General features: G+C 60.3%; 24 protein-coding genes. 7 read left to right on the top strand and 17 right to left on the bottom strand.

Annotated features, from left to right (window positions below):
- Positions 1-63 precede the first annotated feature (63 nt).
- Positions 64-963 carry a peptidoglycan DD-metalloendopeptidase family protein gene (locus KHO07_RS28345; protein ID WP_212626114.1) on the top strand — a complete coding sequence of 300 codons (900 nt, stop codon included), beginning with the start codon at positions 64-66 and terminating at the stop codon, positions 961-963.
- A gap of 180 nt (positions 964-1143) precedes the next feature.
- Here KHO07_RS28345 and KHO07_RS28340 read toward each other — a convergent pair whose 3' ends face one another.
- The 3 genes from KHO07_RS28340 to phoB form a co-directional block, all read right to left on the bottom strand.
- Entirely contained in the window at positions 1144-2484 is a 1341-nt protein-coding gene (locus KHO07_RS28340; protein ID WP_075947075.1) for a hemolysin family protein, read from the bottom strand.
- 123 nt (positions 2485-2607) lie between these two features.
- Positions 2608-3894 carry a phosphate regulon sensor histidine kinase PhoR gene (gene phoR / locus KHO07_RS28335; protein ID WP_244858326.1) on the bottom strand — a complete coding sequence of 429 codons (1287 nt, stop codon included), beginning with the start codon at positions 3892-3894 and terminating at the stop codon, positions 2608-2610.
- A gap of 134 nt (positions 3895-4028) precedes the next feature.
- Positions 4029-4718 carry a phosphate regulon transcriptional regulator PhoB gene (gene phoB, locus KHO07_RS28330; protein WP_034149326.1) on the bottom strand — a complete coding sequence of 230 codons (690 nt, stop codon included), beginning with the start codon at positions 4716-4718 and terminating at the stop codon, positions 4029-4031.
- Between the two features lie 152 nt (positions 4719-4870).
- Here phoB and KHO07_RS28325 point away from each other — a divergent pair, with 152 nt between their 5' ends.
- Positions 4871-5257, top strand: a complete 387-nt coding sequence (locus KHO07_RS28325; protein WP_075947078.1) for a hypothetical protein — start codon at positions 4871-4873, stop codon at positions 5255-5257.
- A 43-nt stretch (positions 5258-5300) separates the two neighbouring features.
- On the opposite strand, the gene ubiA is transcribed toward KHO07_RS28325, so the two are convergent.
- Positions 5301-6191: a 4-hydroxybenzoate octaprenyltransferase gene (ubiA, locus tag KHO07_RS28320; RefSeq protein WP_212626112.1), complete on the bottom strand. Its 891-nt coding sequence runs from the start codon at positions 6189-6191 to the stop codon at positions 5301-5303.
- The gene (locus KHO07_RS28315) at positions 6191-6742 is read right to left on the bottom strand and encodes a chorismate lyase (protein WP_212626111.1); all 552 of its coding nucleotides are present in this window, start codon (positions 6740-6742) and stop codon (positions 6191-6193) included. Before KHO07_RS28315 ends, ubiA begins: the two co-directional genes overlap by 1 nt.
- A 199-nt stretch (positions 6743-6941) precedes the next feature.
- Here KHO07_RS28315 and KHO07_RS28310 point away from each other — a divergent pair, with 199 nt between their 5' ends.
- From KHO07_RS28310 to KHO07_RS28300, 3 genes are all read left to right on the top strand, one after another.
- Entirely contained in the window at positions 6942-7109 is a 168-nt protein-coding gene (locus tag KHO07_RS28310) for a rubredoxin (RefSeq protein ID WP_007954349.1), read from the top strand.
- 20 nt (positions 7110-7129) lie between these two features.
- Complete coding sequence (locus KHO07_RS28305) at positions 7130-8278, top strand: FAD-dependent oxidoreductase (protein ID WP_212626110.1); 1149 nt, start codon at positions 7130-7132, stop codon at positions 8276-8278.
- A gap of 194 nt (positions 8279-8472) precedes the next feature.
- Positions 8473-8748 carry an HU family DNA-binding protein gene (locus KHO07_RS28300; RefSeq protein WP_003213368.1) on the top strand — a complete coding sequence of 92 codons (276 nt, stop codon included), beginning with the start codon at positions 8473-8475 and terminating at the stop codon, positions 8746-8748.
- A gap of 111 nt (positions 8749-8859) precedes the next feature.
- Here KHO07_RS28300 and KHO07_RS28295 read toward each other — a convergent pair whose 3' ends face one another.
- The 5 genes from KHO07_RS28295 to KHO07_RS28275 are packed head-to-tail and all read right to left on the bottom strand — an operon-like array spanning position 8860 to position 12762.
- Positions 8860-9495 carry an SCO family protein gene (locus KHO07_RS28295; protein ID WP_150735837.1) on the bottom strand — a complete coding sequence of 212 codons (636 nt, stop codon included), beginning with the start codon at positions 9493-9495 and terminating at the stop codon, positions 8860-8862.
- Positions 9492-10391: a heme o synthase gene (cyoE, locus tag KHO07_RS28290; RefSeq protein ID WP_150735836.1), complete on the bottom strand. Its 900-nt coding sequence runs from the start codon at positions 10389-10391 to the stop codon at positions 9492-9494. Before cyoE ends, KHO07_RS28295 begins: the two co-directional genes overlap by 4 nt.
- Positions 10379-11452, bottom strand: coding sequence for a COX15/CtaA family protein (locus KHO07_RS28285; protein ID WP_212626109.1), 1074 nt, complete (start codon positions 11450-11452; stop codon positions 10379-10381). The genes cyoE and KHO07_RS28285 overlap by 13 nt, the downstream gene beginning before the upstream one ends.
- A gap of 10 nt (positions 11453-11462) precedes the next feature.
- Positions 11463-12056, bottom strand: coding sequence for a hypothetical protein (locus KHO07_RS28280; RefSeq protein WP_212626108.1), 594 nt, complete (start codon positions 12054-12056; stop codon positions 11463-11465).
- Entirely contained in the window at positions 12022-12762 is a 741-nt protein-coding gene (locus tag KHO07_RS28275; RefSeq protein ID WP_150735833.1) for an SURF1 family protein, read from the bottom strand. The genes KHO07_RS28280 and KHO07_RS28275 overlap by 35 nt, the downstream gene beginning before the upstream one ends.
- Before the next feature lie 70 nt (positions 12763-12832).
- On the opposite strand from KHO07_RS28275, the gene KHO07_RS28270 reads away from it, so the two are divergent.
- Positions 12833-13036 (top strand): twin transmembrane helix small protein, encoded by a 204-nt coding sequence (locus KHO07_RS28270; protein ID WP_212626107.1) that lies wholly within the window; start codon positions 12833-12835, stop codon positions 13034-13036.
- Positions 13037-13039: 3 nt separating this feature from the next.
- Here KHO07_RS28270 and KHO07_RS28265 read toward each other — a convergent pair whose 3' ends face one another.
- From KHO07_RS28265 to coxB, 4 genes are all read right to left on the bottom strand, one after another.
- The gene (locus KHO07_RS28265) at positions 13040-13927 is read right to left on the bottom strand and encodes a cytochrome c oxidase subunit 3 (RefSeq protein ID WP_150735831.1); all 888 of its coding nucleotides are present in this window, start codon (positions 13925-13927) and stop codon (positions 13040-13042) included.
- 25 nt (positions 13928-13952) lie between these two features.
- Positions 13953-14504: a cytochrome c oxidase assembly protein gene (locus KHO07_RS28260; RefSeq protein WP_150735830.1), complete on the bottom strand. Its 552-nt coding sequence runs from the start codon at positions 14502-14504 to the stop codon at positions 13953-13955.
- 129 nt (positions 14505-14633) lie between these two features.
- Positions 14634-16220, bottom strand: a complete 1587-nt coding sequence (gene ctaD / locus KHO07_RS28255; protein ID WP_075947090.1) for a cytochrome c oxidase subunit I — start codon at positions 16218-16220, stop codon at positions 14634-14636.
- Between the two features lie 82 nt (positions 16221-16302).
- Positions 16303-17430 carry a cytochrome c oxidase subunit II gene (gene coxB / locus KHO07_RS28250; protein WP_150735829.1) on the bottom strand — a complete coding sequence of 376 codons (1128 nt, stop codon included), beginning with the start codon at positions 17428-17430 and terminating at the stop codon, positions 16303-16305.
- A 370-nt stretch (positions 17431-17800) separates the two neighbouring features.
- Here coxB and KHO07_RS28245 point away from each other — a divergent pair, with 370 nt between their 5' ends.
- Positions 17801-18451, top strand: a complete 651-nt coding sequence (locus KHO07_RS28245) for a hypothetical protein (RefSeq protein WP_150735828.1) — start codon at positions 17801-17803, stop codon at positions 18449-18451.
- Between the two features lie 57 nt (positions 18452-18508).
- Here the strand turns inward: KHO07_RS28245 and KHO07_RS28240 are convergent, their stop codons facing one another.
- The 3 genes from KHO07_RS28240 to KHO07_RS28230 form a co-directional block, all read right to left on the bottom strand.
- Positions 18509-20035, bottom strand: a complete 1527-nt coding sequence (locus tag KHO07_RS28240; protein WP_212626106.1) for a SulP family inorganic anion transporter — start codon at positions 20033-20035, stop codon at positions 18509-18511.
- An 88-nt stretch (positions 20036-20123) separates the two neighbouring features.
- Complete coding sequence (locus KHO07_RS28235) at positions 20124-20855, bottom strand: carbonic anhydrase (protein WP_150735826.1); 732 nt, start codon at positions 20853-20855, stop codon at positions 20124-20126.
- Positions 20856-21098: 243 nt separating this feature from the next.
- On the bottom strand, positions 21099-22157 hold the full coding sequence (locus tag KHO07_RS28230; protein WP_150735825.1) for a PA0069 family radical SAM protein: 1059 nt from the start codon (positions 22155-22157) through the stop codon (positions 21099-21101).
- Positions 22158-22247 lie beyond the last annotated feature (90 nt).

Raw genomic sequence — 22247 nt, 5'->3', positions numbered from 1 at the left:
CCACGCTGGTCAATTCCGGCTGCTAGGCTCAATTGCAGGTCTTACTCGACAGAATTCATCCTCATGTTGACGCGAATACTGCTTTTTTGTGGTCTGTGCATGGCCGCCGCTTCGGCGATGGCCACGACGATCTACAAATCCACCGATGCCAATGGCGTGGTCTCCTACAGCGACTTCCCCACCAGCAAAAACTCCAAGCCGTTTATTTTTCGTGACGGCATGGTCGAGCACCTTGAGCGTCAGGTACGCCTGATCATCATGAAGAAAAATGGCGTGGATAGCGTGTACGTGCGCAATGACCTGTATGCGCCGGTCGAAGTCGAATTGAGTTTTTCCGGGGTGAAAAACGCCAGCGGTGCACCGGGCAAGCCCATTCGGCGGGTGATACCGCAGCGCACCAGCGTTCGCATGGCGCAGCTCACGGCGACCAAGGCTGGAAAGCCACTCTCCTACGTTCCGAAGTTCAATTACTTCCTGGGCGACCCCTCAGGTCCCATGGTGGGCTATCGGTATCCGTTGCCGTGGCGGGGTGGCCCGTTCCGGATCAGTCAGGGCGCCAACGGTCCCTACAGCCACTTCGGCCCCAAGAGCCGTTACGCCATCGACATCGCCATGCCAGAGGGCACGCCAATCATTGCCGCACGGGGCGGGGTGGTGGTGAAAACCGAGAACCGCCAGAGCGGGCGCGGCACCGATGCCTCCGGCAATTTCGTGCGGGTGCTGCACGATGACGGGACCATGGGCGTGTACCTGCACCTCAAGCAAGGTTCGGTCAGGGTGCGAGAGGGGCAAAAGGTGGCGGTAGGCAGTGCATTGGCATTGTCGGGCAACACCGGCAACAGCACCGGGCCGCATTTGCATTTCGTGGTGCAGCGCAATACCGGGATGGGGCTGGTGTCGATTCCGTATCGGTTCAATCAGCCGGTGGGGATGCTGCCCAACTTTGCGTTGGGCAAGCAATAACGACGGTAAAGATGACTTATTGTGGCGAGGGAGCTTGCTCCCGCTCGGCTGCGCAGCAGCCGATAATCCGGTGAATGCGGTTGATCTGAACGATCGCGGTTGCAGGACTTGGAGCCGCTTCGCAACCCGGCGGGAGCAAGCTCCCTCGCCACATGAGTAATCGTTCAGCCGAGGTGTGAGTCAGTCGAGCATCAACACCTTGGCCAGCACGATCTTCGGACCTTTCATCTTCTTGATGATGATCCGCAGACCCTCGACTTCCAGCACTTCTTCCTCTTCCGGCACCCGTTTGAGGCTTTCGTAGACCAGCCCGGCAAGGGTTTCGGCTTCAACGTGGTCCAGATCGATACCCAGCAGACGTTCGACCTTGAACAGCGGTGTATCACCACGCACCAGCAGCTTGCCCGGTTGATACGCGAGGATCCCGCGCTCGGCCTTGCGGTGTTCGTCCTGAATGTCGCCCACCAGCACTTCCAGCACGTCTTCCATGGTCAGGTAGCCGATGATGTTGCCGTCGGCCTCTTCGACCACGGCGAAGTGCGAGCCGCCCTTGCGGAACTGCTCCAGCAATTGTGACAGCGGCATGTGCCGGGAGACGCGTTCCAGCGGGCGAGTCAGTTCGGCCAGGTTGAACGACTCGGGAATGTGGTCCAGCGCCGCCAGCTCCAGCAGCAAATCCTTGATGTGCAGCAGGCCGACGAACTCCTGGCGCTCGCTGTCGTACACCGGATAACGGCTGAACTTGTGGCGACGGAACATCGCCAGGATTTCCTTGAGCGGTGCGTTGAACTCCAGGGTCACCAGGTCTTCGCGGGAGTTGGCCCAGTCGACCACTTCCAGCTCGCCCATCTCTACCGCCGAGGCCAATACGCGCATGCCTTGGTCGCTCGGGTCCTGACCACGGCTGGAGTGCAGGATCAGCTTCAGTTCTTCGCGGCTGTAATGGTGCTCGTGATGCGGGCCGGGTTCACCTTGCCCGGCGATGCGCAAGATGGTGTTGGCGCTGGCGTTGAGCAGGTAGATCGCCGGGTACATGGCCCAGTAGAACAGGTACAGCGGCACAGCCGTCCACAGCGACAGCAGCTCGGGTTTGCGGATAGCCCAGGATTTCGGGGCCAGTTCGCCGACCACGATGTGCAGGTACGAAATGATGAAGAATGCGGTGAAGAACGACACACCTTTGACGATCTCGGCCGACTCGACGCCCACGGCGCTCAGCAACGGCTCAAGAATGTGCGCGAACGCCGGCTCACCGACCCAGCCCAGGCCCAGCGAGGCCAGGGTGATACCCAGTTGGCAGGCCGACAGGTACGCATCGAGCTGACTGTGCACGGTGCGCAGGATGTGGCCACGCCAGCCGTGTTGTTCAGCGATGGCCTCGACGCGGGTCGAGCGCAATTTGACCATGGCAAATTCCGCCGCAACGAAAAAGCCGTTGAGCAAAACCAGGATCAGAGCAAAAAGAATCATGCCGAAGTCGGCGAAAATTGTAGCGAGGGTCAAGCCAGGGGAAGGGTCCATGATGGAGTTTTGCGGTTTCCGTGAATTCGAAAGGGAAGAAAAATGTGTACCTGAAGGGCAGGCACAAGTCAGCCAATGTAGCGGCTGACTCGCAGATTGCCTAGTGGCGCGTGCTGGCCGGTATCAGTCGGCGGTGCTGATGACTCGGGATTTGCTGACCTGGGCAGGCGCGAAATGGCAGGTAAAGGTGCTGCCGTGGCCCGGTACGCTGCTGATTTCCATGCGCGCGCGGTGGCGCAACAGCACGTGTTTGACGATGGCCAGGCCAAGGCCGGTGCCACCGGTGTTGGAATTGCGGCTGGAGTCGACGCGATAGAAGCGTTCCGTCAGGCGCGGCAGGTGTTTGCTGTCGATGCCAATCCCGGAATCCTGCACGCTCAGGTGCGCGCCTTGCTCGTCGCCCCACCAGCGAATGCGGATATTGCCTTCGGCCGGGGTGTACTTCACCGCGTTGAACACCAGGTTGGAAAACGCGCTGCGCAATTCCGCTTCGCTGCCCCTGAGCAGGATGGTCGGGTCGGCCTCGAGGGTGAAGCGCTGGTTCTTCTGCCCGGACAGTTGCTGCGCATCGCTCTTGATCGATTGCAGCAAACCGTCGATCGCCACGGGCTGGTTATCCGACGGGTAGTCGGTGGCTTCCAGTTTGGCCAGCAACAGCAGGTCGTTGAGCAGGGTCTGCATGCGTCCGCCTTGCTGCTGCATCTGCTGCAAGGCCCGGGTCCAGCGCGGGTTCACTTCTTCGACGTTGTCGAGCAGGGTTTCCAGATAGCCGCAGATCACCGTCAGCGGCGTACGCAACTCGTGGGACACGTTGGCGATGAAGTCTTTGCGCATCTGTTCCAGCTGATGAATGCGCGTTACGTCGCGCACCAGCATCAGGTGTTCGTTGTTGCCATAACGGGTGATGTACAGCTGAATACGCACGCGGTCGTTGGTCGGCGAGGGGATTTCCAGCGGCTCGGCGTAGTTGTCCTGCTCGAAGTATTCCTTGAAGCGCGGATGGCGCACCAGGTTGGTCACCGGTTGGCCGCTGTCCTGCGGGGTCTTGAGGCCCAGCAGGGTTTCGGCGGCGCGGTTCCACCATTCCAGGTTGCCGTCGGTGTCGAGCATGATCACGGCGTCTTTCAACGCGGCGGTGGATTCCTGAACCCGGTCGATGACGGCTTGCAGGCGCCCGCGCACCCGTTGGTCACGACGCTGCAGGTGGTAGATGCTGTCGAACACTTCGCCCCACAGGCCGTAGCCATCGGGTGGTGCTTCATCGGGTTGGTGCAGGCGCAGCCATTCGTGCAGGCGCAGCAGTTGCTTGAGGGTCCAGGCCAGGTAAATTCCCAGGCCTGCGGCGAGGCTCCAGCCGTAGTAGCCGGTGATCAGGCCGACCACCAGGCAGGCGGTGACCAGCAGCAGCATGTGGCGAATCAGGGTGCCATGCCAGTTTTGATTCACGTGACGCGCGTCCTTGTCAGAAAAGCAGCTTTTAGCGCCAAGCTGGAAGCGGCTTGGCTTTTAGCTTGCCGCTTGAAGCTTGCAGGTCGTAGCTGCCGTCAAGCTTTGGTAGAAAAGCGGTAACCGGTGCCGCGCACGGTTTGTACCAGATTTTCATAGGCATCGCCGAGGGCTTTGCGCAGGCGACGGATGTGTACGTCGACCGTGCGTTCCTCGACATAGACGTTGCCGCCCCAGACCTGATCAAGCAACTGGCCACGGGTGTAGGCGCGTTCCTGGTGGGTCATGAAGAATTGCAGCAGGCGGTACTCGGTCGGGCCCATTTCTGCCGGTTTGCCGTCGATGGTCACGCGGTGGCCGATCGGGTCGAGCAGCAGGCCGCCGACTTCAATCGGCGCTTCGCCATCGGTAGGACCGGCGCGGCGCAGCACGGCTTTGAGGCGGGCGACCAGTTCACGCGGGGAAAACGGTTTGGTGATGTAGTCATCGGCGCCGACTTCCAGACCCTGAATCTTGTTGTCCTCTTCGCCCTTGGCGGTGAGCATGATGATCGGGATATCCCCGGTCAGCTCATCGCGCTTGAGGCGGCGGGCCAACTCGATGCCGGACGTGCCGGGCAGCATCCAGTCGAGCAGGATCAGGTCTGGCTTGCGGTCGACGATAATGGCATGCGCCTGCTGGGAGTTCTCCGCCTCCAGGCAGTCATAGCCGGCCATTTCCAAAGCAACGGCGATCATTTCGCGAATGGGCGCTTCGTCGTCGACGATCAGAATGCTCCTGCCAACCATGCCTTAATCCTCTTGTCATTTAACTGTCTTGCGCCGCATTAGATAACGGAATTATTGCAGTCGTGTGACAGTATTTTAGTCGACCGGCGATCGCCATGATCCTGGACTAAGCTCTAAGTCCGAATCCTGACAACCGCAAAAGGAAGGTTTCCATGAATCACCTTGCTCAATCCTGGAAGGCATTGCTGGTCACGGCTGCGCTAACGCTGCCGACACTGGCCTTTGCTGCCGATCCGGCGATGATGAAAGACGGCATGATGGTCGACCACAAAGGCATGACCCTGTACACGTTCGACAAGGACTCGGGCGGCAAGTCGATGTGCAACGACGACTGTGCGAAAAACTGGCCACCGATGATGGCGCCGGCGGGTGCCACGGCCGATGGCAAGTGGAGTGTCATCAAGCGCGATGACGGCACGAGTCAATACGCCTACGACGGCAAGCCGCTTTACACGTTTGTGAAGGACAAGGCGCCTGGAGACATGACGGGCGACAAAATGAAGGACGTCTGGCACGTTGTTCGCGAATCGCAAAAGTAATTCTCGCCTGCGCCTCTGCCCCGGTTAACGGGGCAGATTTCTGTCATCGCAGCCCGTAATCCAGCACGATCCCGACAAAAATCGCCAATCCAGCCCAGTGATTGTGCAAAAACGCCTTGAAACAGCGCATGCGGTCCTTGCCTCGGGTGTACCAGAACTCCCAGGCAAAACAGCCCGCTGCCACCGCCAGCCCCAGGTGGAACCAGCCACCGAGTTCGAACTTTGATCCGGCCAGCAACAGGCAACCCAGCGCCAACCCTTGCAGGGACAGGATGATTACCCGGTCCGCGTCGCCAAACAGGATGGCCGTGGACTTCACGCCGATCTTCAAGTCGTCATCGCGATCAGTCATCGCGTAATACGTGTCGTAACCCACCGTCCACAACAGATTGGCGATCCACAGCAGCCACGCCGCCGCCGGCAGTTCGCCGGTCTCGGCGGTGAACGCCATCGGCATGCCCCAGGAAAACGCCGCGCCCAGCACCACTTGCGGGTAGTAGGTGTAGCGCTTCATGAACGGGTAGGTGAAGGCCAGCGCCAGCCCCCCAAATGACAACCAGATCGTCGGGGCATTGGTGCACAGTACCAGCAGAAAACTCACGCCCATCAGCAGTGCAAAAAACACCAGCGCCTCTTTCGAGCTGATCTTGCCGCTGGCCAACGGACGTTGTGCAGTGCGTTTGACGTGGCCATCGACCTTGCGGTCAGCCCAGTCGTTGATTACGCAGCCGCCGGCCCGGGTCAGCACCACGCCGAGGACGAAAATCACGATGTTGGCCAGCGACGGCGAGCCCTTGCCGGCAATCCACAGCGCCCACAGCGTCGGCCACAGCAGCAGGTAGATGCCGATCGGCTTGTCCATGCGGGTCAACTGAATGAAATCCCAGGCCCGTGGGTTCAAGCGGTTCAGGGACTTGAGCAGGCTCTGGTACATCAACGGCTCTCCGGTTGGACGCCGGCGGCGTTCCACAGGGTCGGCAGGAAAATCTCGGCCACCAGGATGCTCAGCGCGCCACGATCGAAGCGCGAGCGGCGGCCCCATAATTCAGGTGCCCGCACGTCGCTCGGCAACCATTCTTGAGGGCAGTGGCAAATCTCGATGGCCTGACGCTGGAATGCACGGTCGCAAAACAGCAATTCGCCCAGGGAGCGACTGCCCAGTTCATCCATGTGCAAGCCGTCGCCCTGCAAGGCGCTGCGCGACGCCACACTGCGGGCAAACACCAAGGCTTCACCATGACCGCGCAAATACACCTCGCGCACCCAGCCTTCGCTGCCTTCGACCAGGTCCAGCGCGATGCATTCATCAGCGCGCAGGGGCTGCCAGCCTTCGAACAACGGCGTGACGCTGAACGCATCGTTGGTCAGATGAATCAGGCGTCTGGTCAGCGAGCCTTCATCGAACAACCAGTCGAGGGTTGAGGCGTCGGGGAGGGTAGCGAGTTGGCTTCTGGGCGCCCAGAGCAGGGATTTTGAGTGCGGCACAGTGAGTCATTATTGGCAGCAAATGAGGCGGCGAGCTTACCATGTCAGCTGATAAGTTTGAGTGATCTGGCCGCCCGTTGCGCCGAACAGGCTTGCATCTGGCCGGTCCCATCAGTACAAAACGCCCTGAGCCGGACAGCAGCGCTTTATCCATCGACTGTTCGCGCCAGTAAAAGCCTGAATCTGAGGAAATACCTGAATGAAAAAGTGGCAATGTGTGGTCTGCGGCCTGATCTACAACGAAGCCGACGGCTGGCCGGATGACGGCATTGCGCCGGGCACCCTGTGGCAGGACGTGCCGGAAGACTGGCTGTGCCCGGATTGCGGCGTCGGCAAAATGGATTTCGAAATGATCGAAATCAACTAAGACATTTAGAGGAGTAAGGAATGAACGCACCTGTCGTGATCGTCGGCACCGGCCTGGCTGGCTACAACCTGGCCCGGGAGTTTCGCAAACTCGATGGCGAAACCCCGCTGCTGCTGATTACCGCCGATGACGGGCGCTCCTACTCCAAACCGATGCTCTCCACCGGTTTCGGTAAAAACAAGGACGCCGACGGCCTGAGCATGGCCGAACCGGGGGCCATGGCCGAGCAGTTGAAAGCCGAAGTGCGCACCCACACGCGCATCAGCGGCATCGATCCTGGCCACAAACGCCTGTGGATCGGTGAAGAAGCGGTGTATTACCGCGACCTGATCCTGGCCTGGGGCGCCGAAACCGTGCGCGTACCTATCGAAGGCGACGCGGCGGACTGCGTATTCCCGATCAATGACCTGGAAGACTACGCTCGTTTCCGCGCAGCGGCCGCCGGCAAGCGTCGGGTGTTGCTGCTCGGTGCCGGCCTGATTGGCTGCGAGTTCGCCAACGACTTGAGCCTGGGCGGCTACGAGGTGCAACTGGTTGCACCGTGCGAACAAGTGATGCCGACCCTGTTGCACCCCGCAGCGGCCGCGGCGGTTCAGGCCGGGCTGGAAAGCCTCGGCGCGCGCTTCCACCTCGGGCCGGTGCTGACACGCCTGCAACGGGTCGACGATGGCCTGGAAGCGCACCTGTCCGATGGCCAGGTCATCCCGTGCGACGTGGTGGTGTCGGCCATCGGCCTGCGCCCACGCATCGATCTGGCGGCCGCTGCCGGGTTGCAGGTCAATCGTGGTGTGATGGTCGATCGTCACCTGAAAACCTCTCATGCCAATATCTACGCGCTGGGCGACTGCGCCGAAGTCGATGGGCTGAATCTGTTGTACGTGATGCCCCTGATGAGCTGTGCGAGAGCGCTGGCCCAGACCCTCGCCGGCAAGCCGACAGCGGTCGCCTATGGCCCGATGCCCATCACCGTGAAAACCCCGGTGTGTCCGGTCGTGGTGTCCCCGCCGCCACGGGGTATGGAGGGCATCTGGACGGTTGAAGGGCAGGGCGCCGACATCAAGGTTTTATGCCGCGATGCCAACGGCAAACTGCTCGGTTATGCCCTGACAGGCGCGGCCGTGATGGAGAAATTGGCCCTGAACAAAGAGCTTCCGGCGCTGCTGGCGTAAATACCGGTCGTTCTGTCGGAATCACCCCCCTTTTGCCCTTACATTGGCCGCGTCGACACTGGCGCGGCTCCTCTCTGCGTGCCATCCTCACTCCCGTCTGCCGCAGAGTAGAGCACCTGCGGCGCTTTGGGCGCTGCTCCACAGAGAGCAGCACGGACATAACAACAAAAAACCGTCAAAGGGGCTTCACTAATATGCGTAAACCAGAACTCGCTGCAGCAATTGCTGAAAAAGCAGACCTCACCAAAGAGCAGGCCAACCGCGTTCTCAACGCCGTTCTCGAAGAAATCACCGGCGCCCTGCACCGCAAAGACAGCGTCACGCTGGTTGGCTTCGGCACCTTCCTGCAACGCCACCGCGGCGCCCGCACCGGCAAAAACCCGCAAACCGGTGAACCTGTCAAAATCAAGGCCAGCAACACCGTTGCGTTCAAGCCAGGCAAGTCGTTGAAAGACAGCGTCAATCCGTAATTGCGGTGATCTCCTTCCCGAATAGGGAGGACCGCAATAAAAAATGGGCATACCGATTAAATCGGATGCCCATTTTTTATGCCTGAAAACACTGTGTCCCTGTGGGAGCTGTTACTTGCGGTTCAGCATCACCGGCAACTGCGCGACCAGCTTCGCGTTATTCAACGGTGCGCGGATAAACCCGCGTTGCGTGCCGTCCGGCCCGATCACCGCCAGGTTGCCGCTGTGGTCGACGGTGTAGTTTGGCTTGCTGGTATCCGCCGGGATGAAAGGGATGCTCACCGCGTTGGCGACTTTTTGCAGTTCTTCTACCGAGGTCGGCGTCAGGCCGATGAACTGCGGATCGAAGTAACCCAGATACTGCTTGAGCTGTTTCGGCGTATCGCGGTTCGGGTCGACGCTGACCAGCACGATCTGCAACTTGCCCACCGCCTCGGGAGGCAGTTCGCTTTTGATCTGACGCAGCTGGGCAAGGGTGGTCGGGCAGATGTCCGGGCAGAAGGTATAACCGAAGAACAGCAGCGACCACTTGCCCTTGAGTTCATTGATCTCGACCGGTTTGCCGTCCTGATCGGTCATCGTCACGCTCGGCAGGGTGCGGCTTTGCGGCAGCAGAATGATGCCTGCGTCGATCAGCGCCGTCGGATCGCCCTGGCCTTTGCCGGAGAGCACTTTGTTGATGGTCAGGCCCAGGACCAGCGCGATCAGGGCGACAAGGATGAAGACGGTTTTCTGGGTTCGAGTCATAGGTTCAACAATAAGTAGTGGTCTACGAGCAGCGCGATGAACAGCAGGAACAAGTAGTAGATAGAGTACTTGAACGTGTTGATCGCCGCGTGCGGCCGAGTGCCACGGTACAGCACCACGGCCCATTGCAGGAACCTCGCGCCCAGGCCAATCGCGCACGTCAGGTAAAGCAGGCCGCTCATGTGAATCACGTACGGCATCAGGCTCACGGCCAGCAACGCGCCGGTGTAAAGCAGGATGTGCACCTTGGTGTAATGCTCGCCGTGGGTCACCGGCAACATCGGAATGTCAGCCTTGGCGTATTCCTCTTTGCGGTGGATGGCCAGCGCCCAGAAGTGCGGTGGGGTCCAGGCGAAAATGATCAACACCAGCAGCAACGGTTCGGCGCTGACGTGACCGGTGGCAGCGGTCCAGCCGAGCAGGGGCGGAGCGGCACCGGCGAGGCCACCGATAACGATGTTCTGTGGCGTCGCGCGTTTGAGGAAGCCGGTGTAGACCACGGCATAGCCGAGCAAAGAGGCGAGGGTCAGCCATGCGGTCAGTGGATTGGTGAAGGCCAGCAACAAGGCCTGCCCCAGCAGAGCCAGCACCAGGGCAAAGGTCAGCGCGGCGGCTGGTGATACCCGGCCTTCAGCCAGGGGACGTTTGTGGGTGCGGGCCATGACAGCATCGATCCGCCGGTCCACCACATGGTTGACCGCTGCCGCACCGCCCGCACACAGGGCGATCCCCAGGTTGCCGAACACCAGCACGGTCCATGGCACCCCGGCGCGAGTGGCGAGGAACATCCCGACCAGCGAGGTGATGAGCATCAGCACCACCACTTTCGGCTTGGTCAGTTCCAGGTAGTCACGCCAGATCGCCTGGCTGTGACGTTCGCCGATCAAAATCGCCATGGCATCTCTCCTTTTATTGTTATGGGCCCGGCTGAATGTTTACGCGGGCTGAAGCGCCAGCGCGAAGGTTGCTTGACCCGGACCAGACTGGTTCGAGCGTGATAATTGACCAACACCATGGTCAGCAACAGGGCGGCTCCCCCGGCGTTGTGTGCGACGGCCACCGGCAGCGGCAGATGGAACAGCACATTGCTGATGCCCAAGGTGATTTGTGCCGCGAGGGCGACCAATACAAGGCCCGTCAGGCGCGTCATGCCGACCATTTTCAGTTGCCAGGCCAGACCGAGCAGCACCAGCGTCACCAGCAACGCGCCGATGCGGTGTGTGAGGTGAATCGCCGTGCGCGCATCGCTGTCCAGTTGTCCGCCGAGGTAGTTCGGGCCGATGTGCTGGGTCAGGTGAAATCCATTGGCGAAATCGGCAGGGGGCAGCCATTGGCCGTGGCAGGTCGGAAAGTCGATGCAGGCCACAGCGGCATAGTTGGAGCTGACCCAGCCACCCAGGGCGATTTGCCCGATCACCAGCAGCAGTCCGGCCGTCGCCCAGTGCTGCAAACGCCGTGGCACCGTCAATGCCGGGAGCACGCCGGAGAGGCGCAAGGTCAACAGGAACAACAGGCTCAACGTGGCAAAGCCGCCGAGCAAATGCCCGGTCACCACTTGCGGCCAAAGCTTGAGCGTCACCGTCCACATCCCGAACGCCGCTTGCGCAATCACCACCGCCAGCAGGAACAACGGCAGCTTCACCGGTTGTCCTGGATGCCGGCGATGGGTCCACGCGCGAACGGCCAGGGCCACAATCAACAGCCCCAGCGCGCCGGCGAAGTAGCGGTGGATCATTTCGTTCCAGCCCTTGTGGGCCTCCACCGGCGTGTCCGGGAAATGCAATTCGGCATGGGCCAGTTGGGCTTCGCTTTTCGGCACGCTGATAAAGCCGTAGCAGCCCGGCCAGTCCGGGCAGCCGAGGCCGGCGTGAGTCAGGCGGGTGTAGGCGCCGAGCAACACCACAATCAGTGCCAGCAAGGTGGCAAACAGCGCGAGGCGAAATCCAGGTTTGGCCATGACGATGCCCTTATCCGATGTTGGACAGTTTCAGCAGGTGACGCAGGTCATTGAGCAGATCCTTGCCTTTGACCGACGGGTCGTAGCGCAGCACCAGGTTGCCGTGGGGATCGATGATCCACAGTTGTGGCGCAGCCTTGTCACCGGTGGTCTTGGTGAACGTGGCGAGGTCCAGCGGATAACGTTGCAGTTGCGGGTATTCGCGGGTCAGCTTGGCCTCGTAATTGCTGCTCAACGGTTGTGCCGCGGCGATCGCATGGCTGGCGCGCCCGGCTTCGCGGCCCAGGCCGATCTGGATCTGCCGCGCCAGGTACACCAGTTGCTGACAGTCGACCGCGCAGTCCTTCGGTGCGGTCACCAGCAACTGCCAGCGCGCTTCCTCAGCCTGCACGCCGAGGTCGGCGCGGGTCTGGCCGTTGCCGATCAATTCGCCGTGATAGCTGCGACCTTCCGGCACCCAGAACTGCAGTTTGTACATGCCGGTGGCGAGGATCATCGGCCCGATCACGCCGAGCAGAATCAACAGCAACTGCACGCGTCCCTTGCGCCGGTTCACCGACGGTTTTGCCTCAGACATGCTGGGTGGATTCATGGCCGCTCCCATGGTGTTTCTCCTTTGCGTTGTGCCAGCCGAGGTAGAGATAAAGGCCAAACAGGGCGATCGACATGGCGAACCACTGCACGGCATAAGCGATGTGTTTTTCCGGCCCCATGGCAACCACTGGCCAATCGGCCTGGTAAGTCGCCGGTCCGGTTTCTGCGCGTAATTCGTAGGCGAAGCCGTCACGGTCGAGGGCTGTCCAGAGCTTTGGCGGGACAACCGCCGTGACCAGTTGCGGCCAGGTCTTGGTGTCGGGATCGGCATGCAACTGGAAAGTCGCGCCGGGCGGAACATAGACCCAGGCATCCAGACTCAATGCCTGGGTGGGTGTGGTGAATTGCGGTGGTGTACGCCGGTCGGGCCACGGCAGCCAGCCACGATTGACCAGCAGCCAAAGTCCGGTCGCCTGATCCTGGAACGGTTGCAGCAGCTCGACGCCGACCTTGCCGTCGCGCTGGCGGTTATCCAGCAACAGGCTGTGGCTGGCGTCGAACTGGCCGTGCAGGCGAACGCGGCGAAAGGCCGGGTCTGCGCTGTGTTGCAGTTCGGTGCTGGCCATTGGTTCGGCAACCCGGCGCTCGCTGTAGGTTTGCAGTAGTGCACTTTTCTCCGCGCCCCGGCCCAATTGCCAGAACCCGAGCGACACCAGCAGCGGCAGCAGCAGGCCTACCACCAATGTCGGCACAATGCCCGGCCGGAAGCGCTTCATGGCGTGGCCAGAAAGTCGGTCGGTGCGATAGCTATACTCAAGTGCATCGCTAGTCCCCCGGAGTCTCACCATGCTCAAAGCAGCCATCGTCCTGATGCTGATTGCCACGGTTGTCAGCCTGTTCAGCGGCCTGTTTTTTCTGGTCAAGGACGACAGCAGCTCGACCCGCCTCGTCATTGCCTTGAGTGTTCGTGTCGCGCTGGCCACCATTACCGTCGGCTTGATCGCCTGGGGTTTCTTCAGCGGCCAGCTGGTTTCCCACACCCCTTGGTAGGGCCTAAAGGACGTAGACGAAAACGAACAGTCCGATCCACACCACGTCCACGAAGTGCCAGTACCAACTCGCCGCCTCGAAGCCGAACTGATGCTCGTTGTCGAAGTGCCCGCGCATCACTCGCATCAGCATCACGAACAGGATGATGGTGCCCATGGTCACGTGCGCGCCGTGGAACCCGGTGAGCATGAAGAAGGTGGCGCCGTAGATGCCCGAACCCAGGGTCAGGCCCAGTTCCTGGTAGGCGTGGATGTATTCTTCAGCCTGGAAGCCGAGGAACGCACATCCCAACAGTACGGTGATCGCCAGCCAGATTTTCAATGCGCCGCGATGGCCTTTTTTCAAGGCGTGATGGGCGATGGTCACGGTCACGCTAGAGCTCACCAACAGCACGGTGTTGAGCAGCGGCAGGCCCCATGGACTGATGACGTCCTTGGGGGGAGGAAACAGTTTCGAGTCCGGGTTGTTCAGCAACGGCCAGACGAACTCGAAGTTCGGCCACAGCATGTGCGCCAGGCCTTTGGTGCCTTCTCCGCCGAGCGCCGGACCGGAGACCTGCCGGACATAGAACAGCGCACCGAAGAAGGCGATAAAAAACATCACCTCCGAGAAGATGAACCAGCTCATGCCCCAGCGAAACGAACGGTCCATCTGCGCGCTGTACAAGCCGCCGCGACTTTCCTTGATCACCGTGCCGAACCAGCCGAACAGCATGTAGGCCAGCAGCAGGCCACCGACGAAAAAGATCAGCGGGCCATGGGATTCGGGCCGCGCCGCTTTCAGATCGTTGAACCAGGTGGCCAGGCCGAACACCGTGACGAACATCCCGACCGTGGCGATGATCGGCCATTTGCTCTGGGCCGGAACGTAATAATGCTCATGAGTTGCCATTTATTGTTCTCCTTATCGGGCACGCTCAACCGCCAGTGTTTACTGCGACCGGTGGATGTCGGGCGGTGATATCGAACAGCGTGTAGGACAGCGTCAGGTGCTTCACTTCCTTGGGCATGTCACGGTCAACGATGAAACGTACCGGCATCTCGATCCGCTGCCCGGGTTGTAGCACTTGCTGGGTAAAGCAGAAGCATTCGGTCTTGTGGAAATACGCCGCCGCCGCGCTCGGCGCGATGCTCGGTACGGCCTGGGCGCTCATCGGCTTGTCGGTGGGGTTGTGCGCGATGAAGATCATCTCGTTCACCGCACCGGGGTTGGCCGTCAGTTCATCGTGCTTGGGATAGAAATCCCAGGACATGTCGGCGGAATTGGTCGACAGGAACTGCACGCGCACCTGCCGCGAGGTATCGACCGTTTGCTCGCCTTCGTACTGACCGGCAGTCTTGCCGTTGATGCCGAACACCTTGCACATCACGTCGTAGATCGGCACCAGGGCAAAGCCGAAGACAAACATCGCGACCACCACCAGCAATAGCCGAGTGACCAGCTTCTTCATCGAAATTGAATCAGCCATGAACTATGCCCTCCACCGAGAACCCTGTGGGAGCTGGCTTGCCAGCGATGGCTGCATGTCTGACACACCGCGGTGATCCCATCGCTGGCAAGCCAGCTCCCACAGGAATATCCACAAGGCAGAAATTGTTCATTTCACTTCCGGCGGCGTGGTGAAGGTGTGATACGGCGCCGGTGACGGAATGCTCCACTCCAGCCCTTCAGCCCCATCCCATGGTTTGGCCGGTGCCGGCGGGCCGCCGCGAATGGTCTTGATCACGATGAACAGGAAGAAAATCTGCGTGGCGCCGAACATGAAGGCACCGATCGACGACACCATGTTGAAGTCGGCGAATTGCAGGTTGTAGTCCGGAATCCGCCGTGGCATCCCAGCCAGGCCCACGAAGTGCATCGGGAAGAAAGCCATGTTCATGCCGATGAACGACAGCCAGAAGTGCAGCTTGCCGAGGGTTTCGTCGTACATGTGACCTGTCCACTTCGGCATCCAGTAGTACGCCGAAGCGAAGATCCCGAAGATCGCGCCCGGCACCAGCACATAGTGGAAGTGCGCGACCACGAAGTAAGTGTCCTGGTACTGGAAGTCCGCCGGGGCGATGGCCAGCATCAGCCCGGAGAACCCGCCGATGGAAAACAGGATCACGAACGCCACCGCAAACAGCATCGGTGTCTCGAAGGTCAGCGAGCCCTGCCACATGGTGCTGGCCCAGTTGAACACCTTCACGCCCGTTGGCACCGCGATCAGCAGCGTGGCGTACATGAAGAACAGCTCGCCCACCAGCGGAATGCCGACCACGAACATGTGGTGCGCCCAGACGATGAATGACAGGAACGCAATACTGGCCGTGGCGTAGACCATCGAGGTGTAGCCGAACAGCGGCTTGCGCGAAAAGGTCGGGATGATCGAGCTGACGGCACCGAAGGCCGGCAGAATCATGATGTACACCTCGGGGTGACCGAAGAACCAGAACACGTGCTGGAACAGCACCGGATCACCGCCGCCGGCAGCACTGAAGAAGCTGGTGCCGAAGTGGATGTCCATCAGCATCATCGTCACGCACCCGGCCAGCACCGGCATCACCGCGATCAGCAGGAACGCGGTGATCAGCCAGGTCCAGACGAACAGCGGCATTTTCATCAGCGTCATGCCGGGGGCGCGCAGGTTGAGGATGGTGGCGATCACGTTGATCGCGCCCATGATCGAACTGATCCCCATCAAGTGGATGGCGAAGATGAAGAACGTCACGCTTTCCGGCGCGTAGGTCGTGGACAGCGGCGCGTAGAACGTCCAGCCAAAGTTCGGCCCGCCCCCCGGGGTGAACAAGGTCGAAACCAGCATGATGAACGCCGCTGGCAGAAGCCAGAAGCTGAAGTTGTTCATCCGTGGCAGGGCCATGTCCGGCGCGCCGACCATCAGCGGAATCATCCAGTTGGCGAGGCCGACGAATGCCGGCATCACTGCGCCGAAGACCATCACCAGGCCGTGCATGGTGGTCATCTGGTTGAAAAATTCCGGCTGGACGATTTGCAGGCCCGGCTGGAACAGCTCGGCGCGAATCACCATCGCAAACGAGCCGCCGAGCAGGAACATGGAAAACGCGAACCACAGGTACAGCGTGCCGATGTCCTTGTGGTTGGTGGTCAGCACCCAACGCATCAGGCCTTTGGCAGGGCCGTGGGCGTGGTCGGCATGACCGTGGTCATCGATTACGGCGCTCATGGCCTGTCTCCTTTAACCGGATGGGCTGGGCAGGCCGGGGCGCAGTGCCCCGACCGGTTCCTGAGGTGAGCAATGGACCGGGTCATTTGCTTTCCGCCTGTTTCAGCTCAAGCACTTCTTTCGGAGTGACCATGTCGCCCTTGTTGTTGCCCCAGGCGTTACGTTCGTAGGTCACGACCGCCGCAATATCGACTTCCGAGAGCTGTTTGCCGAACGCCGCCATGGACGTGCCGGGCTTGCCGTGGAAGACAATGCTCAGGTGATCCTTGATCGGTCCGGTGGCAATTTTCGAGCCCTTGAGTGCCGGGAACATCGGCGGCAGACCTTGACCCTCGGCCTGGTGACAGGCCACGCAAGTGGTGTGATAGACCTTGTCGCCACGCTCCTTGAGCTCGTCGAGGGTCCATTCCTTGCTGGTCAGTTCCTTGAGTTGCGCGGCTTCCGCCTTGCGCTCACCCAGCCATTTCTCGTAATCGGCCTTCTCCTTGACCTCGACCACGATCGGCATGAACCCGTGGTCCTTGCCGCACAGCTCGGCGCACTGACCACGGTAGATGCCGGGCTTTTCGACACGCGTCCAGGCTTCGTTGACGAATCCCGGGATCGCGTCGCGCTTGACCGCGAAGGCCGGCACCCACCATGAGTGGATCACGTCGGCGGAGGTCACGAGGAAGCGCACTTTGGCGCCGATCGGCAGCACCAACGGCTTATCGACCTCAAGCAAGTAGTGCTCGCCCTTGGCTTCCTTGTTGTGGATCTGGTCGGCGGGGGTGGCCAGGTTGCTGAAGAACTCGACGTCCTGGCCCAGGTATTTGTAGTGCCATTTCCATTGATAGCCGGTGACCTGGATATCGATGTCCGGCTCACTGGCGTCGTACATCTTGATCAGGGTCGCCGTCGCGGGAACCGCCATGGCCACCAGGATGATGAAGGGCACGATGGTCCAGAGAATTTCGACGGTGGTGCTTTCATGAAACTTGGCCGCCACCTGCCCGGTCGAGCGGCGGTGCAGGATCATCGACCAGAACATGGCACCAAAGACGATGATGCCGATCACCACACAGATCCAGAAAATGGTCATGTGCAGGTCAAACACAGCGTGACTGATTTCAGTCGCTCCAGGCGCCATATTCACAGTCCAGGCGGCTTGCGCCTGGCTGAAAATCGACCACAACAGGAGGCCCATCCAGACATGTGGATGTCGCATCATTGCGGGTTCCCCTTATCGTTCTTGTTATCCCGCCGGCTTTCACCTGCGGCAAGGGAGCGGCTGCATCAGACTACGAACTTGAGCACCGGGCCTTGCTGCATATGCAGTCGGGCGTCATCAGCTAACTCCATTCCAACCCGAGTATAGACAGCGACTCCCACCTCGCAATGCGAAGGCGTAAATCATCTGAAACAGCATTAACTTGCGTTGCAGGGCACGAATGGAGAAGGATGCAGACGAGTGGTGGCAAACCGATATAACGGGGGCGTCTCAAGGATGAAATAATTATGACAAATGCGTCTTAGCATTTTTCGTAAGCCAGCTAAGTTATGTCTTCCCTATTTCATTGCCTTTGTTTCCTGGAGTTTTCATGAACACCGCCGCATTGCGCGAGCAGATCCAAACAGCCCAACAGCACGAAAAAGAAACCGGACTGCTGACTCGTCAGCTGGAAAGCAAGCTGCCTCATCTACATCCGGCGATCCAGTTGCCCGAGAAGGACGCCCAGGGTGTGCTGACGCGTTTTGTTGCCGCCTACATTGATGAAGTTCCTGATCTGCTGGATGCAGCCAATGAAGTCGCCAGGGAAGCGGGTATCGAGTCACAGATCAAACCGGTGCTGAAAATCGCCGAACAATACTTCCTCCAGCCGCCAGCCATCATGGCCGGCCATGTCGGGCTCGACAGCCTGCTGGACGAGGCTTATCTGGCGCATCGCTTTGTCGAAGAGGTCAACGACCTGTACATCAAGCATTTCGGCCAGCCACTGATCCCCTTGGACATGACTGTCGCCAACCTGATTGCCCACCAATTGATCGGTGAGGAATTTGCCAACCAACTCGATGAGGTCGTGCATCACGCCTTCGACGAAATGCTGAGCGAGGAGAGTTTCGCGCTGGAGTCGGTGGAAGCCTATCGCGAGAAGCTGAGCAGCCCAGAGACCGGCGCCGCGTGGAAGCGCTGGCCATGCATGTCCCGCCGCCTGGGCGTCAACCTGGAGCTGGATCAGACGGTCGTCTGAATATCAGGCGACTCTGTTCCTTGTGGGAGCGAGCAAGCTCGCTCCCACAAGGAATCTTCAGCCAGCCGCACCTATACCAGTGTTAGTCCGTACTCGTCCCTCAAGCCTGCGCTTCAACCCTCGAGACTCAATCAACAGCTTCGAACCCTTGGCCGCATTAGCCCGGCCCCATTCCTCCAGCAACTCCAGACACGAGTGGTCGATGTAGCTCAGGTTATTGAGCGGCACATGCACCGTCGCGCCTGCGGGAATGCTCCCGAGCACCTTGGTCAGCGCGGGTACTTTAAGAAACGTCGCCGCGCCCACCAGACGCAACTCCATCTCGCCGTCCTGAGGCAGGTCGATCAGGCTGATTTTCAAACGTGAAGCCTTCAGCGCCAGTTTCACCAGCGTCAGACCGAAACCGATCAGCACACCGGTCAGCAAATCAGTGAAGACGATGGCCAGCGCGGTAGCGGCATAGGTGAACATCGGCATCCGACCGTAGCGTCCGAGGCCGCGAAAGGCCTTGAGGTCCACCAGCTTGAACCCGGTGTACACCAGCACACCGGCCAGGCTGGCCACCGGAATGCTTTGCAGCACGCTCGACAGCAACAATACGAAAGCCAGCAGCCATAGCCCATGGAATATCGTCGAGTAGCGTGTGGTGGCGCCGGCCTGGACGTTGGCCGAGCTGCGGACGATCACGCCGGTCATCGGCAGGGCGCCGAGCAGGCCGCAGAGCATGTTGCCGACACCTTGCGCCGACAATTCCCGGTCGAAGTCCGAGCGCTGGCCGCTGTGCATCCGGTCTACCGCGGCAGCCGAGAGCAGGGTCTCGGCGCTGGCGATGAACGCCACGGCGAAGGCAGCGACGAGCAGGGTAGGGTCTGCCAGATTGAGCAGGTCTGCCGGTCGCAGCCAGTCAATGGCTTCCCACAGATTGGCCGGCACTTCCACCCGTTTGACCTGCAACGACAGGAGCAGGCTGGCGGTGGTGGCAAGACCGACGCCGAGCAGGGCGCCTGGAATAAAGCGCAGGGAGTACGGGCGCAGTTTTTCCCACAGCCACATCACGGCGATGGTCGATAACCCGAGCAGCCCGGCCTGCCAGCCAACGGACGGTATGGCCTGGGCCACTGCGGCGGGGAAGGTCGCGAGGTTATCCAGCCCCGACGGTTTTGGCGCTGCATCGAGCATCACATGGACCTGTGACAGGACGATCAATACGCCGATCCCGGCAAGCATGCCATACACAACGGCAGGCGCTGTCACACGGAACCAGCAGCCCAGTTTCAAGCGACCGGCCACCAGCTGCAGGAAACCTGCGAGCAGCAAGATCGGCCCGAGCATGACCACGCCATGCTGGCGCACCAGTTCGAACACCAGCACCGCCAAACCGGCGGCGGGGCCGCTCACTTGCAACGGCGAACCGGCCAGCCAGCCCACCACCAAACCACCGATGATCCCGGTGATCAGGCCTTTGGCCGGAGGTAACCCAGACGCGATGGCAATACCCATGCACAGCGGCAGGGCGACCAGGAAAACGACCACAGAAGCCAACAGCTCCCGTGGCAAAACAGCTTTGAATTGCGCAGCACGCATGGTGATTCTCCCGAAGTTTTCTTCAGGCATGGCGAAGCCGGGCTGCCTGATCGGCAGCCTCGACTGTTCCACACAGATTTAGGAGGTTTTAGAAGCGCGCTTTGGGCGTCGCCACCGGAAGGGGCAGGCTGCCATTGAGCGGCAGGAAACATCCCTGATCGGCGTCGTAGGCTTTGATTTCGCTGGTTTCGATGTTGTAGACCCAACCGTGGATAAACAATTGACCATTAGCCATTCGCGAGGCCACCGATGGGTGAGTGCGCAAGTGCTGCAATTGGGCGATGACATTCTCTTCGGTGAGGATGTGCATGCTTTCGCTTTCATTCGCGCAGTTGCAGTTGTCCTGGACCATGGTCTTCGCCACTTCCGCATGCCGCAGCCAGGCTTTGACCGTGGGCATTTTTTCCAGGCTTTGCGGGTTGAGCACCGCGCGCATCGCGCCGCAGTCGGAGTGCCCGCAGATAATGATGTGATGCACGCCGAGGGCCAGTACGGCGTATTCGATAGCCGTGGAAACACCGCCGTTCATTTGCCCGTAAGGGGGGACGACGTTGCCGACATTACGGGTGACGAACAGATCGCCGGGGGAGCTTTGGGTGATCAGTTCAGGAACGATGCGCGAATCGGCGCAGGCGATGAACATGGCGCGTGGCCGTTGGGCTGTGGCGAGTTTTTTGAAGAGTTCTTCCTGCTGCGGAAAAATCTCATGATGAAAATGCAAAAAGCCGTCAACGATATGCTGCAGCGCTGCATCGGCGGTTTCCGCCTCGGGTTGGGCGGAAGCCGACGCAGCCAACGGCTGTTTATCCTTGTCACTCATGATTCATCCTCTTTGGCGGAGTCAGGGAGTTTTCCGTGAAGTCCGGTGTGAAGCCAGTGGCTGTATAAAAAACATCCAGGTCGAAGATCTCGACCCGTCAGTCACTCGATGAACAAGGTAGCGGCCGAATCTTAACTGAAACTGAATAAAGCGCTCTAGAACGTGTGTTCCAGGTCACAAAAAACGTGACTGGCCTAATCTTCCAGCGCGTTCTTCAATATTCAACGATAGGCCAATTCGTCCTCAAATCAGTGACATTTGGCGACCCGGCGGACAAAAGGCCTCGCAGTCCAGGTTGAATCCCTCTCGATGATTGAGCCCAAGGCGCTTGATGGTCTTGGCAAACCGCTGCGCCAGCAGATCGGCAAAGGGTCCTTCTCCGCGCATTCGTGCGCCAAAGCGGCTGTCGTACAACTCGCCGCCACGGCTCTGGCGAATCAGGCTCAGTACATGCGCTGCCCTTTGAGGGTAGTGGGCGGCCAACCATTCTTCGAACAGCGGCGCCACCTCCAGCGGCAGGCGCAACATCATGTAAGCAGCGCTTTGCGCCCCGGCTGCCTGGGCTTCGGTGAGCAGGCTTTCGAGTTCGCTGTCGTTGATCATCGGAATCATCGGTGAACACAGCACCCCCACCGGGATTCCGGCCTCGCGCATGACCCTGATCGCCCGCAACCGGGCCTTGGGCGCTGCGGCGCGCGGTTCGAGGGTGCGTTTGAGTTCGTCGTCCAGCGTGGTCAGGCTGATCATCACCGCCACCAACCGTTGTCGGGCGAGTTCGGCCAGCAGATCGAGGTCGCGCAAAATCAACGAGCCTTTGGTGACGATGGTTACTGGATGCCGGTAACGCAGCAGCACTTCGAGGGTTTGCCGGGTGATCTTGTACTCGCGCTCGATCGGCTGATACGGATCGGTGTTGGAGCCCAGGTTGATCGGCGCACATTGATAACCGCGTTTGGACAGCTGTTGTTCCAGCACCTCCACGGCATTGGTTTTGGCGATCAGCCTGGTTTCGAAATCCAGCCCCGGCGACATGTCCCAATAGGCGTGGCTGGGTCGCGCATAGCAATAAATGCATCCGTGCTCGCAACCGCGATAGGGATTGATCGAGCGATCGAAAGGCAGGTCCGGCGAGTTATTGCGGGTGATGATGGTTTTCGCCGTCTCGATACGCACCTCTGTGCCTTGGGTCGTTGGCACTTCCTGATACCAGCCGTCGTCCTCGGCCACCGAACGATGGGGGGCGAAACGGTTGTGCGGGTTGGTCGCGGTGCCGCGACCGCGTGGGGGCAATGGCGTGTGCATGGGCATGATCCGGATGCTGTATGTGCATACAGTATCGCGGGATCCTTCAGCATGCCACTGCCGTTCGGCACCTTTTACTTTTAAATGTCG

The sequence above is a fragment of the Pseudomonas sp. PP3 genome, from assembly GCF_905336995.1.
Lineage (GTDB): Bacteria > Pseudomonadota > Gammaproteobacteria > Pseudomonadales > Pseudomonadaceae > Aquipseudomonas > Aquipseudomonas reinekei.
Note: the sequence above shows the minus strand (reverse complement) of the source record. Positions and strands in the feature narration are given on the sequence as shown.